We start from the raw sequence: 14,219 nt of genomic DNA on the forward strand, positions 1-14,219 counted from the left end.
AGAAAACCAAGTGATTTTCTGGACTATTACCTAACAACCAAACTAAACTTCTTATTTCAGTGCTGCCAATAATTTCTCTGCCACCAACTCAGATGATGCAGGGTTTTGACCTGTAATTAAATTACCATCTTGTATGGCGTACGCTGCCCAATCTTCTTTTTTAGAATAGATTCCTCCATTTTCCTGTAACATGTCTTCTACTAAGAAAGGAACAACTTCTGTCAACTGTACAGCTGCTTCTTCACTATTTGTGAATCCAGTTACTTTCTTACCTTTTACTAAAGGATTTCCATCAGTTCCTTTAACACCTTTTAGGGCTGCAGGCGCGTGACATACAAATGCTACTGGTTTCGCTTGCGAATTAAATGTTTCTATCAATTTAATTGATGTTACATCGTTCGCTAAATCCCATAACGGTCCATGACCACCTGGGTAGAATACCGCATCAAAATCAGAAGCATTTACGTCTGCTAATTTCTTTGTATTGTTTATAACGCTTTGTGCATCTTTATCATCCTTATAACGCTTTGTATCTTTTGTCTGAGCGTCTTCAGAATCACTACTTGGGTCAATTGGTGCTTGACCACCTTTTGGTGTAGCAACCGTAATTTCAGCACCTTTGTCTAACAGGGCATAATAGGGAGCAGCAAACTCCTCAACCCAAAATCCGGTTTTCTTTCCTGTGTCTCCCAATTCATCATGAGAGGTTAATACGAATAATATTTTCATCTTATTTTATTTAACTGTAGATTTATTTGTAGTCTACAAATTAGACTTTCACTATCATTTTGCCTTTATTCTTTCCATCCATCATATCTAAAAATGCTTGTGGTGTATGCTCAAATCCTTCTACAATAGTTTCTTTGTACGTTAATTTACCTTCACCTAACCAAGTAGATAATTGCTTCATAGCTACTGGGAATTTGTCCGCGTAATTAGAAACTATAAAACCTTGCATCAATGCACTATTCTTAACTAAGAATGGTTGTACCGCTACTGCCATAGGAATTTCTGTTTTATTATAAACTGATATAGCACCACAAATAATAATTCTTGCAAACTGATTGATATTGAAGAGAACAGCATCGGATATTGATCCGCCTACATTATCAAAATAAATATCTACTCCGTTAGGTGCAACTTCTTTTATGGCTGCTTTCATATCGTCAGTAGTTTTATAATTGATCCCGTGATCAAAACCGAATTCCGATTTCAACATGTCAATCTTTTCATCTGTACCGGCAATACCAATAACATTTAAACCGAGAATTTTCCCGATCTGGCCTACAACACTACCCACGGCACCTGCAGCACCAGATACTACTAAAGTCTCACCTTTTTTAGGCTTCCCAATTTCATGAAGACCTAAATAAGCTGTTAAGCCGGTCATACCTACAATGCCTAAAAAAGCACTTAAAGGAGCTTTACTTTTATCAACTTTCTGTAAGCCTTCCCCACTAGAAACTTGTTGTTCTTTCCATTCTAATAATCCAGAAACAAAATCACCTTTGTTATAATCTTCATGTTTAGATTCTAATACCTCGGCCACAATACCAGAACTGATCGGTTCGCCTACTTTAAATGGTGGAACGTAAGATTTAGCATCGCTCATTCTACCACGTAAATATGGGTCTACTGATATATATTTTGCCTCTAAAAAGACTTTACCATCAGAGACGGTTAAATCATTGTCCAACTCTTTAAATTCAAAATCGGACAGGGTAGGAGTACCTACCGGACGTTGTTTTAAATTAATTGACTTACTCATAATTTATGTTTTAATTTTTATAATAATTTCTAGCTGGAATTTTGGTCAACACTCATTAAATAAGGTATTGATCTATTGAAAATTCCGTTGTATTTATGTTTGACTATAACTACAGTTCAAAGGTATTCAAAAAAAAGAATGAACATTCATTTTTAACAAAGGTTTATAGAATGGACCATAATTACGGTCTAAAAAAAGCACCTAAACAGGTGCTTTTTAATGTTAAAATAGTTAATCCATAATCATGATGGACTTCACATTGACAAATTCTTTCATACCGAATCCTCCGTGTTCGCGTCCATAACCAGAATCCTTTACTCCGCCAAAAGGCATACTTGGTTCTGCCAATCCGAAGGAGTTTATAAATACCATTCCCGTATCAAAATGTTTTTCTGCGAGTTCTGTAGCCTTTTCAACATCTTTAGAAAATATTCCGCCACCTAGACCAAATCTACTATCATTGGCAATACGCATAGCATCTTCGTTGTCTTTCGCTTTTATCAAAGAAGCAACAGGACCGAATAATTCATCATCATACGCTGGCTGACCTGGTGAAACATTACCTAAGACTGTAGCAGGGTAGAAGTAGCCTTCCCCTTCAGAAATTTTTCCTCCACACAATACATCGGCTCCTTTTTCTACACTTTCCTGTACTTGCTCGTGAATTTTATCCCTAAGATCTTCACGCGCCATAGGTCCCAATTCAGTTTCTTCTTTTTTGGGATCTCCTACTTTTAAGGCATCCATAGCCTTTACGAATTTCTCTTTGAATTCGTCATAAACTTTTTCCGTAGCAATAAATCGTTTTGCCGCAATACAAGTTTCTCCGTTGTTATAGATACGCCCCATTACACTTTTTTCTACGGCTAAATCTATATCTGCATCATCCAGTACCAAATAAGCATCATTACTACCTAATTCCAATACCGTTTTCTTTAATTGTGCACCTGCTTTCTCTCCAATTTTTTCTCCAGCCACCGGGCTACCTGTTAAGGTAACACCACGTACAAGTTTATGCTCTATAATGGCATTAGATTGTTCATGTTCTATCACCATTACATTAAAAAGATTTGCGGGTAAACCTGCTGTCTCAAAAATGTTCTTCAGCAACTTGGCTGTTCCTGTTACGTTCGATGCATGTTTTAGCAAAATACTATTACCAGCCATCAAGTTCACTATCGTATAGCGTAATACTTGGTAACTAGGGTAGTTCCATGGTTGTATACCATAGATAATTCCCATTGGTGAATAGGCTACAATACCTTTTCCTCCATTGGAAAGTTCACGCTTTTCGCTCTTTAAAAACTCTGGCGCATTTTCTGCCGAATAATTACAAATTGCCGTACATAAATCAACTTCTTGATTACTTTGTTTTAGCAATTTTCCCATTTCATCGGTCATTAACTCAGCAAGTTCTTTCTTGTAATTCTGAAGTTCTTTACCAATAGATTTAATAATTTCGCCACGTTCCTCAACGCTCTTCATCTTCCATTTAAGAAACGCTTTGTGAGATTGTTGTATACTTTCTTCCACTTGGGCATCTGTCATATAAGTGTGTGACGCAATTTCTTTACCTGTAGTAGGGTTAATTGTTTTAAATGTATCTTGTTTTGTTGTCGTAGACATATGTTATCTTTTTTAAATTACTATTATTGTTGTTCACTTGGCACCAAATAAACATCGTTGATGTTTACCCTTTCTGGCTGTGTTAGCACGTAATAGATGGAGTTTGCAATATCTTCCGCCTCTAACGTTTCCATTTTTTGCATTTCTTCCATTTTTTCTTTGATATCCTCATCGGTAATTGTGCTGGTTAAATTTGTAGCAACTGCACCTGGTTCAATAGAGGTAATGTTGATTCCGTATTTAGGTGCCAATTCTTGACGTAATCCTTCCGAAAACATTTTTACGGCAGATTTTGTAGCGCAGTACACCGCTCCACCAGGAAAATATCTATTGGCAGCCATAGAAGAAATATTGATGATATTACCACCCTTATTCTCCTTTAATTCTGGTAAAACAGCGGCAACACCATTAAGTACACCTTTAATATTAACATCTACCATTTTTTCCCATTCATCTGTTTTTAATTTTTCAACGAATGAAAGTGGCATTAATCCTGCATTATTTATCAATCCGGAGATTTTACCGTACTCTCTTTTGGTTTTAGAAACTACATTTTCGAAATCCTCTTTTTTTGTCACATCACCTGTAACAACTAAAGCCTCACCACCTTTTTTGGTAATATCAGTTTTCAAATCATTAAGTTCATCTTCGCTTCTTGCCATTAATACAACCTTAGCGCCATTATCTGCTAATTTTAGTGCTGTTGTTTTACCAATTCCACTAGATGCTCCTGTTATTATAATTACTTTATCTTCTATGTTCATTGTTATTTTTTTTGATTCACCATAAAATTACAAGTCAAGAACTATTTGTTTTGACTAAATGAATTCAAGAATTGACCGATATGCATTTAAGCAAGAACAATTAGGTTGTGAGTCAAAAATGCAATGAATAACCAATGTGGTATTGATCATTTATAAATTATAGTTTTATTAAGACCGTTACTCGGTCGAATGCTCTTATTTTGTCTGCTTGATTTTATTAAAGAAGGTATGATGACAAATAAAATGATAGGCATTGTTGGTGGTGTGGGTAGTTACGCAGGTATCGATTTAATTAAAAAAGTCTACGACCTTACCGAAGCGAGTTCTGATCAAGATCATTTACCGGTATCTATGCTCTCTGTTCCTCATAAGATCATTGACCGAACCAAATACCTTTTGGGTGAAACAGAAATTAACCCTGGTATAGCCATATCTGAAATAATTGCTTCTTTAATCGCTAGCGGAGCAAGTATTATTGGTATTCCATGTAACACGGCACATGCTAAACCAATATTAAGTTTAATTGAGAAAAGCATACCAGAATCGTGTGTTTTGGTCAACCTTATTGAAGAAGTGGGCAAATATATTGCTGAAAAGCATCCGGAAATTACTAGGGTAGGGGTTTTAGGTACTACAGGTACTATTCTTGTCAAAGTATAACCAGAAGTATTGTCCAGGTACAATATTGAAGTAATACAACCATCAGAAGATATACAAGATTTGTTTGTGCATCCATCCATTTACGATACATCATATGGTATAAAGGCATTTTCAAATCCTGTAAATCAAAAAGCAAAAGAAAATTTGGGTATGGCGGCAACGTACTTATCAAGAAAAGGTGCACAAGCCGTAATTTTAGGCTGCACCGAGATTCCGCTTGCTATACAATACGAAAAAATAGAGGATAGCTTAATTATTGATGCCACTACCGTTTTAGCTAGCGCGTTAATAAAAGAATCCAAAAAAATGGAAATGATCGCCTAAGCACTTGGCGTTGGTGTACACGATGCTCTTTTCAATAACATATACTCACCGTTATTCTTAAATTCCCGTATTGATGTACCGGTATAGCGTTTAAAGGTTTTGGATAAGTGACTTACATCTGTAAAGCCCAATTCGTCGGCTATTTCATTTAAACGGAAGTCGGAATTCAATAAACGAATTTCTACCAATTTAAGCTTTCCCTTTATAATGTATTCGCGTAAAGACATATTCACCTGCTTTTTAAAATACTCGCTTACATAGGTTGGCGACATTTGAAAAACACCGGCTAAATTTTCAACTTTTAGCAATTCCGTCTTGTCAATATTGGTATTGATATAGGTAAGCATTTTAGTAATTCTATCATCTGAATTACTTTTTGCCAATTCAAAATAACTGCTCTTTTTAATATTACGGATTAAAATTTCCAATATGCTAGTCATTAAACTAGTCACTAAATTTATAGACTCTTCCCCATAATTTCTGGACTCTTGAAGTATCATCTCAATAAGGTTTTCAAGATAATTACGGTCTAATTCGTTCTTAATGATATCACCCGGCAACTGATTGTAATTGGATAAGATGTACGATGCCTCTTTAAACCACTCATTTCTATCAATAGTGATTCTGTTCGCATTTTTAAAGAAAGAATCGGTAAACTTTAAAAAGACAAAACGTGTCGGTTTTTCAATGGTAAAAGAATGGCATTTTAACGGAGGTAACAAAAACACACTATTCTTGCCATAGGCATAATCATTGTAGTTGATGCACTGGGTACCTTCTCCTTCCTTTATTAATACCAGCTCAAAAAAATTATTTTTAACAGGTCGTTGTTTCCAATCCGTCAACTCAATTTCTTGTATTTCAAAAGGTTTATATGCTTCTATTACTTGCATTTTTAGGATAATTAAGTGATATATGAACGAAAATAGTGTAAAACAAATACTCGTTACAAATATTAACCTTTATTTATACAATTTAAACCACTGCAACTACTTACATAGTACTATCAAAGCCAGTATCTTTGCAAGAATAGATAATTACTAGGTGTTATTTTCAAATGGATTTATTTAATCAAACCAATTTATTTTCAAAAGGAGAAGTTCGTAAAACTTCTTTTGATTTACCAGGAGCGGACATTACGTTGTTCGAAAATTTCTTCAGCATTGAAGAGAGTAACAAGCTATATAAAAGTTTACTAGCAAATACGCCTTGGCAGCAAGAACAAATTACCATTCACGGTAAATTGGTAGATTATCCTAGATTGACAGCTTGGTACGGAGATGCTGACAAAGACATTAAACACACGAATATAAAAAGTAAAATGCATTTATGGAATGATGATTTACTTTTCATTAAAGAACGTATAGAAAAGGAAGTACCTATTAAATTTACACGCTGTTTGCTCAATTATTATCGCGATGGAAAAGATAGCGTAGACTGGCATCAAGATTATAAAGGAGAACAACGAAAAAATGCGGTCATTGCTTCTGTTACCTTTGGTGCAACCAGACCTTTTCAATTAAAACACGTATCAAGAACAGATTTAAAACGTATAGATATTCCATTAGCAAATGGCAGTCTTTTATTGATGCAAGGCGCCACCCAAGAAAACTGGAAACATAAAATACCGAAGACCGCAAAACAGATTTCCCCAAGAATTAACCTAACCTTTAGGTGGGTCGGTTAATTTATTCGGCATCAATCTTTACTTTTATAGTTCTAACTTTAGAACCAATTTACAGCATCTTATGAAAAAATCGTATTTAACCTTAGTGGTACACATTTTAGTAAAAGAAGAATTTAGAGAAGAAATAAAAGCCGAATTGCTAAAACTTATTAGTCCCACTAGAGGAGAAGAAGGTTGTATTGCTTACGACTTACATCAAGATAACGATAACCCGAATCTATTTTTATTCCACGAGAAATGGGTGAATCAAGATTATTTGACCAAACATTCACAAAGTGATCACATTGCTGCCTATAGACTTGCCTCTAAAGATAAGCTTGAGAATGTTTCTGCTTATAAAATGACAGAGCTTACCAATTAGCATTGTAATTATCAAGGCTTAACATTAAATTAATGTATTAAAAACCGGTAATTTTACCTGTAATAAGCTCGTTTTGGCAATATTTTAAGATTTCGCCACTTAAAAACCTCCATTTATACCTTATTCTCCTTTTTTTGTACACTATTTAGGGTGTGTTCTCCAATTATCTTTGTCGTCAATAAATCTATCAATTATAAAAAGACATAATAATGAATACACCAAACATTGCAAAGGAAGATATTTTAAACGCGTTTAACTACAGACACGCTACCAAAGAATTTGATGCGTCAAAAACATTAACCGATGAGCAAATCAACTTCATCTTAAAAACAGCAAATTTATCTCCAAGTTCATTTGGTTTTGAACCTTGGCATTTTATTGTTGTACAGGATAAAGAATTACGTGAACTTTTAAAGCCAGTAGCTTGGGGCGCTCCCGTAAAATTAGATACTGCAAGTCACTTTATTTTAGGTCTGGCAATGAAAGCCCCTATGGTAAAGCATGATGCTCCATATATTGAACACATGATGAAAGAGGTTAAACAAATGCCCGAAGATGTTGTAGAAGTATACTCTAAGTTTTACCGAGAGTTTCAAGAGCGTGATTTTAACTTAGATTCAGATAAAAAATTATTTGATTGGTCTTCAAAGCAGACTTATATTGCTTTAGGTAATATGATGACTGCTGCTGCACTTACAGGAATCGATTCTTGTCCTATTGAAGGTTTTCACCAAGAGAAAGCAGAAGCATTGCTTAAAGAGAAATTTGATGTAGATACGGATAAATACGGTTTAGCTTTTATGGCTGCATTCGGATACAGAAAGGCAGACCCAGAATTTCCAAAATCTAGAAGACCATTGGAGGACATAGTAACTTGGAAATAAGAAATAGTATGAAAGCAATAGGATACAAAGAGAATCTTCCAATTGACAATATAAAGTCTTTACAGGATGTAGAATTGGAAACTCCAAAAGCTACGGGAAGAGATATTTTAGTTGAAATAAAAGCTATTTCTGTAAATCCGGCAGATTATAAGGTACGTGCAGGAATACCCGCAGAAGGTGACAACTGGAAAGTTATTGGCTGGGATGCAACGGGAATTGTAACTGCTGTTGGAGAAGATGTAACCTTGTTTAATGTAGGAGATGAAGTGTGGTATGCAGGCGATTTTACTCGTCAAGGTAGTTATGCAGAATACCAAATTGTAGATGAGCGTATTGTTGGTAAAAAACCTCAAAGCTTATCTTATGCTGAAGCTGCTGCATTACCATTAACCACACTTACAGCCTACGAAATGTTGTTTGATAGGTTAGAGGTATCTAAAGACGATGCCAGCAAATCTATTTTGGTAATTGGTGCCGCTGGTGGTGTAGGTTCTATTTTGGTGCAATTGGCTAAAAAACTGACCAAGTTGAACATTATAGGTACGGCTTCTCGTGAAGAAACTACGTCTTGGTTAAAAGAATTAGGTGCAGACACGGTTATTAACCACAGAAATAAATTGAGCGAAGAGTTCGAGAAATACAATTTACCGGCTCCGGAGTATGTAGTAAGCTTAAATGCTACGGAACACCACGTAGATGAAATTGCTAAACTGATAAAACCTCAAGGGAAATTCGGATTTATAGACGACCCAAAATCGCTAAATGTAATGCCTTTTAAAGGTAAAGCGGTTTCTACGCACATAGAGTTAATGTTTACACGCTCTATGTTTCAGACCGAAGATATGATTGAGCAGCATAACATTTTAAATAAAGCTTCTGAATTAATCGACAACGGAACTATTAGAACTACGTTAGGAGAAAATTTTGGAACTATAAACGCTGAAAACCTTAGAAAAGCTCACGCTTTTTTAGAAACAGGTAAAGCAAAAGGTAAAATTGTTTTAGAAGGATTTTAAACCCATTATCATAAATGTCACTTCGAGTATTTTTATTGAAATAGCATGGAAATAAAAATGTATCGAGAATTTGGGAACACGCTTGCTTTTCGATACTAAGCACTTTAAAAATATTATTAATAAAAAAAATAAAAAGTATCAAAATGAAAAAAACAATACTACTTGCATTAGCGATAGCAACAACGGCATATGCAAGTGCTCAAACACCAACAACAGATCTTGCCAAATCTGTAAATGAGGTGGTAACGGCGGACAATGTAGAATGGGGATGGTTAAATCCGTTACGAGGCGATAAAAGTCCAGCAGCAGGAAAACTTTGGGGAGATCGTACAAAAAATGAACCTGCAGGATTTTTAGTGAAATTCAATAAAGGGTTTTCTTCGCCTCCACATATTCATAACATTACATATCGTGGAGTGGTGATTCAAGGATTATTACACAATGACGATGAAAAAGCAGAAAAACAGTGGTTGCCAGCAGGATCCTATTGGCAGCAACCAGCAGGAGAAGCGCATATTACTGCAGCAGATGGTGAAGAAAATATGGCTTTTTTAGATATTCAAGAAGGACCGTATTTAGTACAACCAACAGACGAAGCTTTTGATAATGGTGAACGACCAATTAATGTAGATAAAACATATTTAGTATGGCTAAACGCTAATGATATAGAATGGGTTTCAGAAAAAAGTAATGTAGAAACTACTTTTTTATGGGAAGCCACGAAAAAAATCAATTACGAGCTTCTTTAATAAAATTACCAGCTGGTTTTAAAGGTAAAATTAAAAATTTAAGTTCAAATTTTAGAGCAGTAGTTATTTCTGGTGGAATTTCACACCAGTTTTCTAAAAAAGAAGATAAAAAGGAATTAAACGCACCATCTTATTTTGGAGCAGAAGAAAATGCAACTTCAATCATTTCAGCAGAAAAAGAAACGGTACTATACATAAGAAGTAACGGTAGTTTTGAGATAAAATAACTTTGATAAACACCATGAATTAAGCAAACATTTACGAAATTGTAAAGAATAAGGCTTTTTTGGTGACCATTTCAAAAACGTGCATGTAATGTTTGAAAACTATGCCGATGAAGCTTTTGTATCGTATTAAACCAACCAATTATGATAGATCCTAAATATCCAGAACTTACCGATCTGCAAGTAGAGAAACTTAAATCTTACGGTGAAATCGAATTTTATAAAGAGCCCACCGTAGTGTTGGACTTTGGTGATCAACATTACGATTTTTTCGTAGTGCTTACTGGCGGAATTAGAATTATTGATCCTGATAAAAAAGATGATAGCCTTACCATACATAGAAGGCATCAATTTTCCGGTTCAAGTAGTATTTTATCTCATAGAACGGTTGGTGTATGTGGTGAAACTTTAGAAAATACACAACTTATACGAATTAGTCCCGAAAAGCTAAAAAGTGCCATTGCTAAATTCAGCGATATTAGCGATGTACTCTTAAATGCCTTTTTATTGCGGGAAGATGCATTAAAAAACAACGTTCAGGGTATAAAATTAATAGGTTCTGAACATTCTAATGAAACGTATGCTATCCGAGATTTTATGGATAAGAATGATATCTGGTACAATTTTATAGATTCTGACAAGGAGGATGGATTGGTACAAATGTTAGATACTTTCAACTTAAAGGAATCAGATTTACCCGTATTGATCAATAGTCAGAATAAAATTTCTATTCGCCCATCAATTGATGAAATTGGTATGTGTACGGGAGTTCGGTTAGAACTAGATGATGAAATCTATGATGTTTTGGTCGTAGGCGCTGGACCTGCAGGTTTGGCTGCTAGCGTATACGCGTCTTCAGAAGGACTGAGTGTATTGACCATTGACAGTAATTCTCCTGGCGGACAAGCTGGCAAGAGCTCTAAGATTGAAAATTACCTGGGATTTCCTACAGGTATTTCCGGTCGGGATTTAGCGAACAACGGCTACATTCAAGCTCAAAAGTTTGGCTGTACTATTTCGGTACCGCATAGAGTGGAAGGCATTGAACGTAAAAAAGGTTACTATGAAATCAACTCTAACAACACTTCAACCTTAAAAGCCAAAACGGTAATTGCTGCAACCGGCGCTGCATATAGAAGACTGCCTTTAGAGGGAATTGAAAAATTTGAAGGCTCTGGTATATACTATAGCGCCACATCTATGCATGCCAATATGTGTAAAAACAGCGAAATTGGAATTGTCGGTGGTGGTAATTCTGCGGGACAAGCAGCATTATTTTTAGCCAATTATGCGCACAAGGTTTATGTAATCATCAGAAATGAGGATATTGGTGCCAAAATGAGCGATTACTTGGTGCAACGCATCATCGCTTGCGAAAATATTGAAGTATTGACCAGTAGTAACGTGGTTAAAGTTGACGGGGATACGTATTTAGAAAAGGTTGAAATCAAAAAGAATGATACATTAATTGAGAATAACATCAATTACCTGTTCACTTTTGTTGGCGCCAAACCCTGTACCGAATGGCTAGACAATATTATCGATACCGATGAAAAAGGCTTTGTGCACACGGGTCTCACCATTTGCGATAATGCCCTTAAAAGCGAATCTGTATTCAACAATAGAAAACCTTATACTTTCGAGACCAGTTTACCCGGACTTTTTGCTGTGGGCGATGTGCGTTCAGGTTCGGTAAAACGTGTGGCATCGGCAGTAGGCGAGGGGTCTATTGTGGTGAGTGATATCCATAAGTTTTTAGCCCTGGAAAACGAAGTAAAAACTGTAAAGTAACCTTTTATACTCATGGCTAGAACTATTATAGAGAATATCGTTATTGCGAAATACAAGAACCAAACATTTTTTGAGTTCTGTAAGTATACTACCATTCGTTTTTTTGAAATTGTATATTTTGAAAAAGGAACAGGAACTATTAAAATAAACGGTAATACGGTACCCTATACTTCTAACAGTGTTTTTGTTTTTATTCCTGACGATATTTATATCGTAAACCCTGATTCTGCGACCACTACAGTGGCTATAAAATTTTTAAAGAGCTTTTTTAGAAAAACATCTGCGCTAAACGAAACCTTACCGGTTAATGATTGGTTTCGAAAAATCGAAGAAATACTAAATAGCGAAAGTCACCAGCTTCGTGAAATGCAATTTGCAACCGAATCTGACCGGTCACACTTAGTATCTCTTATTAACATGGTTGCCACTGAATATATGAGCGAGCAAACTTTTGATATTTTCATTATTCAAAATTCCGTATCGGTTATTCTACATCTTATTGCCAGAAATATTCAATTCATTAATACGGCAGATACTGTAAAGAATGTGAAGTCATCTAAAATTCAACAAATCATCAACTACATTCACGCCAATATTTACAATTCCGAATTGCTTACCACCAAAAGTCTGGCAGAGGAATTTCATATGTCAGATAATTATATGAGTGAATATTTTAAAAAGCATACCGATGTTTCATTAAAGAAGTACATCATCAACTACAAGTTAAAACTTGTAGAAACCCGATTAAAGTATACCGATATGCAGTTTTCAGAAATAGCAATGGAATTGGGCTTTACAGATTCTAGTCATTTGAACAAGACTTTCCAAAGCTATAAAGGGATGACTATAGGTGCTTATAAGGCTAGTATTTCTGCATAATTAAATACCATCAAAAATTCCTGAAACAAATTCTCCAACACCCTCTAGCAAACCATCAAACACATCTCCAAAATCTAACCAAGAAGCATCTAAGTCAATAGCTGGAATATCGGTCCAATCTGTGACGGTAGAGGCAGAAATTCCGCTTAGCATTTCAGTTTTCATCGCAACATAATCACAAGCTTCACCCGCTAATTCATGATACAAATCAAAGGCTTCATGAGATGTAAAAACGGACATTGCCTAACATGATAAATCCACATAATCATACCACTTACTCTTTCTATGGGCTTTTTTCACTTCATCAGGTGTGTAAAATTTTTTCTTGCCATTATCCTTGACTAGTATTTCTCCAATATCAGAAATGAATTCTTTTTTATTCTGAGGTGCTGGTTCGCAAGATGTACTCATGTTAGTCTCAATTATATTGGAGTAATTTACTTACATAAACTTAAAAAATCATCAATTACCTCTTTTTTTACCTAAAGCACTTTGTTTTTTACCCATTTTAAGCTGGTGTCCCCAAATACCTTTGTACTGTAATTAATACAGAACGAATATCAACCAAAAACAAATATTATGGACTACAAGAACTTTCAAACATTTAAAGCAGAACAAAAAGGCGGAATTTTAACCGTAGACATCAACTTCGGACCAGTAAACGTACAGGGACAAGAAATGCTAGCAGATTTAAGCAGCTTATGCTTACGATTAGAAAGAGATAGAAGCGTAAAAGTTGTGGTTTTTGAATCTTCAAATCCAGGATATTGGGTATGTCATTATGATACGAACTTATTAAAAGATATGTCTACAGAAGCTGTTCCAAGAAACGAAGTACAGTTATTGGACTTACAAGCTGTATTAGAACGCTTAAGCAACGTACCACAAGCAACTATAGCAAAAATTGAAGGTTTTGCAAGAGGAGGCGGACATGAAATGGCGTTGGCGTTAGATATGCGTTTTGCAGCTAGAGGAAAGGCTAAGTTCATGCAGATGGAAGTTGGCATGGGAATTTTACCATGTGGAGGTGGAGCGTCTCGTATGGCTAGACAAACAGGATTAGGAAAAGCACTAGAAATTATTCTAGGAGCAAGAGATTGGGATGCCGATGAAGCCGAAAAATTCGGAACCATCAATAAAGCTTTAGATGCCGATAAAATTGGTGCTTATGTTGATGCTTTGGCAGAACGTATATCTCAATTTCCAGCAGATTCTATTGCCGCTAGTAAACGTGCAGTATATGCATCTATAGATTTACCAATAAAAGAAGCTTTAAAAGAAGAAGCATACCAATTATTTCAAGCTACGAGTAAAACTCCTGCAATAAAAAGATTTGCCTATGCAGATGATAACGGAGCACAATTTGACCACGAAAACCAGAAGAACTGGGAACAAATGGTTATGGATATTCAAGAAGTGAATTAAGGCGCTGAGCGCCATACGCCTTGCGCCAAGCGCATTTCGCATATCGCTTTTCAATTTTTAT

The 14,219-nt window shown here is 35.5% G+C and carries 16 protein-coding genes and 1 pseudogene; 10 read left to right on the forward strand and 7 right to left on the reverse strand.

Annotated features, from left to right (window positions below; translation table 11 throughout):
- Positions 1-51: 51 nt before the first annotated feature.
- From P177_RS10270 to P177_RS10285, 4 genes are all read right to left on the reverse strand, one after another.
- On the reverse strand, positions 52-729 hold the full coding sequence (locus P177_RS10270; RefSeq protein WP_036154480.1) for a type 1 glutamine amidotransferase domain-containing protein: 678 nt from the start codon (positions 727-729) through the stop codon (positions 52-54).
- A 40-nt stretch (positions 730-769) separates the two neighbouring features.
- Positions 770-1,768 (reverse strand): NADP-dependent oxidoreductase, encoded by a 999-nt coding sequence (locus tag P177_RS10275; protein WP_036154482.1) that lies wholly within the window; start codon positions 1,766-1,768, stop codon positions 770-772.
- Between the two features lie 231 nt (positions 1,769-1,999).
- Entirely contained in the window at positions 2,000-3,394 is a 1,395-nt protein-coding gene (locus P177_RS10280; RefSeq protein WP_036154484.1) for an NAD-dependent succinate-semialdehyde dehydrogenase, read from the reverse strand.
- 23 nt (positions 3,395-3,417) lie between these two features.
- Positions 3,418-4,158 carry an SDR family oxidoreductase gene (locus P177_RS10285; protein ID WP_036154486.1) on the reverse strand — a complete coding sequence of 247 codons (741 nt, stop codon included), beginning with the start codon at positions 4,156-4,158 and terminating at the stop codon, positions 3,418-3,420.
- A gap of 228 nt (positions 4,159-4,386) precedes the next feature.
- Between P177_RS10285 and P177_RS20550 the strand changes: the two genes are divergently transcribed.
- Together P177_RS20550 and P177_RS20555 are read left to right on the forward strand one after the other, a co-directional pair.
- Positions 4,387-4,818 carry an aspartate/glutamate racemase family protein gene (locus P177_RS20550; protein ID WP_394330704.1) on the forward strand — a complete coding sequence of 144 codons (432 nt, stop codon included), beginning with the start codon at positions 4,387-4,389 and terminating at the stop codon, positions 4,816-4,818.
- 9 nt (positions 4,819-4,827) lie between these two features.
- The gene (locus P177_RS20555; RefSeq protein WP_394330705.1) at positions 4,828-5,142 is read left to right on the forward strand and encodes a hypothetical protein; all 315 of its coding nucleotides are present in this window, start codon (positions 4,828-4,830) and stop codon (positions 5,140-5,142) included.
- On the opposite strand, the gene P177_RS10295 is transcribed toward P177_RS20555, so the two are convergent.
- Entirely contained in the window at positions 5,139-6,035 is an 897-nt protein-coding gene (locus P177_RS10295; RefSeq protein ID WP_036154487.1) for an AraC family transcriptional regulator, read from the reverse strand. The two genes, P177_RS20555 and P177_RS10295, sit on opposite strands and share 4 nt — an antisense overlap.
- A gap of 164 nt (positions 6,036-6,199) precedes the next feature.
- Between P177_RS10295 and P177_RS10300 the strand changes: the two genes are divergently transcribed.
- The 7 genes and pseudogenes from P177_RS10300 (at position 6,200) to P177_RS10330 (ending at position 12,733) form a co-directional block, all read left to right on the forward strand.
- Entirely contained in the window at positions 6,200-6,829 is a 630-nt protein-coding gene (locus P177_RS10300; protein ID WP_036154490.1) for an alpha-ketoglutarate-dependent dioxygenase AlkB family protein, read from the forward strand.
- A gap of 61 nt (positions 6,830-6,890) precedes the next feature.
- Positions 6,891-7,190, forward strand: a complete 300-nt coding sequence (locus P177_RS10305) for a putative quinol monooxygenase (RefSeq protein WP_036154492.1) — start codon at positions 6,891-6,893, stop codon at positions 7,188-7,190.
- 209 nt (positions 7,191-7,399) lie between these two features.
- Positions 7,400-8,074, forward strand: a complete 675-nt coding sequence (locus P177_RS10310) for an NAD(P)H-dependent oxidoreductase (protein WP_036154494.1) — start codon at positions 7,400-7,402, stop codon at positions 8,072-8,074.
- Positions 8,075-8,082: 8 nt separating this feature from the next.
- The gene (locus P177_RS10315; protein ID WP_036154496.1) at positions 8,083-9,090 is read left to right on the forward strand and encodes a zinc-binding alcohol dehydrogenase family protein; all 1,008 of its coding nucleotides are present in this window, start codon (positions 8,083-8,085) and stop codon (positions 9,088-9,090) included.
- 143 nt (positions 9,091-9,233) lie between these two features.
- Positions 9,234-10,066: pseudogene (locus P177_RS10320) on the forward strand (DUF4437 domain-containing protein).
- Positions 10,067-10,207: 141 nt separating this feature from the next.
- A complete protein-coding gene (locus P177_RS10325) occupies positions 10,208-11,854 on the forward strand; it encodes an FAD-dependent oxidoreductase (protein ID WP_036154497.1) in 1,647 nt (548 codons plus the stop codon).
- 12 nt (positions 11,855-11,866) lie between these two features.
- Positions 11,867-12,733: an AraC family transcriptional regulator gene (locus P177_RS10330; protein WP_036154499.1), complete on the forward strand. Its 867-nt coding sequence runs from the start codon at positions 11,867-11,869 to the stop codon at positions 12,731-12,733.
- Here the strand turns inward: P177_RS10330 and P177_RS20360 are convergent, their stop codons facing one another.
- On the reverse strand, positions 12,734-12,973 hold the full coding sequence (locus P177_RS20360; protein ID WP_051941800.1) for a hypothetical protein: 240 nt from the start codon (positions 12,971-12,973) through the stop codon (positions 12,734-12,736). It abuts the gene before it with no gap.
- A 3-nt stretch (positions 12,974-12,976) separates the two neighbouring features.
- Positions 12,977-13,144, reverse strand: coding sequence for a hypothetical protein (locus P177_RS20365; RefSeq protein WP_245233024.1), 168 nt, complete (start codon positions 13,142-13,144; stop codon positions 12,977-12,979).
- A 168-nt stretch (positions 13,145-13,312) separates the two neighbouring features.
- On the opposite strand from P177_RS20365, the gene P177_RS10340 reads away from it, so the two are divergent.
- The gene (locus P177_RS10340; RefSeq protein ID WP_036154501.1) at positions 13,313-14,158 is read left to right on the forward strand and encodes an enoyl-CoA hydratase/isomerase family protein; all 846 of its coding nucleotides are present in this window, start codon (positions 13,313-13,315) and stop codon (positions 14,156-14,158) included.
- Positions 14,159-14,219 lie beyond the last annotated feature (61 nt).

It is taken from the genome of Maribacter forsetii DSM 18668, assembly GCF_000744105.1.
In the GTDB taxonomy this organism is placed as follows: Bacteria; Bacteroidota; Bacteroidia; order Flavobacteriales; family Flavobacteriaceae; genus Maribacter; species Maribacter forsetii.

What these genes read in the sequence shown, in the direction of transcription:
- P177_RS10270 (WP_036154480.1), bottom strand. Translation starts at nt 729, where the DNA reads ATGAAAATATTATTCGTATTAACCTCTCATGATGAATTGGGAGACACA.
- P177_RS10275 (WP_036154482.1), bottom strand. Translation starts at nt 1,768, where the DNA reads ATGAGTAAGTCAATTAATTTAAAACAACGTCCGGTAGGTACTCCTACC.
- P177_RS10280 (WP_036154484.1), bottom strand. Translation starts at nt 3,394, where the DNA reads ATGTCTACGACAACAAAACAAGATACATTTAAAACAATTAACCCTACT.
- P177_RS10285 (WP_036154486.1), bottom strand. Translation starts at nt 4,158, where the DNA reads ATGAACATAGAAGATAAAGTAATTATAATAACAGGAGCATCTAGTGGA.
- P177_RS20550 (WP_394330704.1), top strand. Translation starts at nt 4,387, where the DNA reads ATGATGACAAATAAAATGATAGGCATTGTTGGTGGTGTGGGTAGTTAC.
- P177_RS10295 (WP_036154487.1), bottom strand. Translation starts at nt 6,035, where the DNA reads ATGCAAGTAATAGAAGCATATAAACCTTTTGAAATACAAGAAATTGAG.
- P177_RS10300 (WP_036154490.1), top strand. Translation starts at nt 6,200, where the DNA reads ATGGATTTATTTAATCAAACCAATTTATTTTCAAAAGGAGAAGTTCGT.
- P177_RS10305 (WP_036154492.1), top strand. Translation starts at nt 6,891, where the DNA reads ATGAAAAAATCGTATTTAACCTTAGTGGTACACATTTTAGTAAAAGAA.
- P177_RS10310 (WP_036154494.1), top strand. Translation starts at nt 7,400, where the DNA reads ATGAATACACCAAACATTGCAAAGGAAGATATTTTAAACGCGTTTAAC.
- P177_RS10315 (WP_036154496.1), top strand. Translation starts at nt 8,083, where the DNA reads ATGAAAGCAATAGGATACAAAGAGAATCTTCCAATTGACAATATAAAG.
- P177_RS10325 (WP_036154497.1), top strand. Translation starts at nt 10,208, where the DNA reads ATGATAGATCCTAAATATCCAGAACTTACCGATCTGCAAGTAGAGAAA.
- P177_RS10330 (WP_036154499.1), top strand. Translation starts at nt 11,867, where the DNA reads ATGGCTAGAACTATTATAGAGAATATCGTTATTGCGAAATACAAGAAC.
- P177_RS20360 (WP_051941800.1), bottom strand. Translation starts at nt 12,973, where the DNA reads ATGTCCGTTTTTACATCTCATGAAGCCTTTGATTTGTATCATGAATTA.
- P177_RS20365 (WP_245233024.1), bottom strand. Translation starts at nt 13,144, where the DNA reads ATGAGTACATCTTGCGAACCAGCACCTCAGAATAAAAAAGAATTCATT.
- P177_RS10340 (WP_036154501.1), top strand. Translation starts at nt 13,313, where the DNA reads ATGGACTACAAGAACTTTCAAACATTTAAAGCAGAACAAAAAGGCGGA.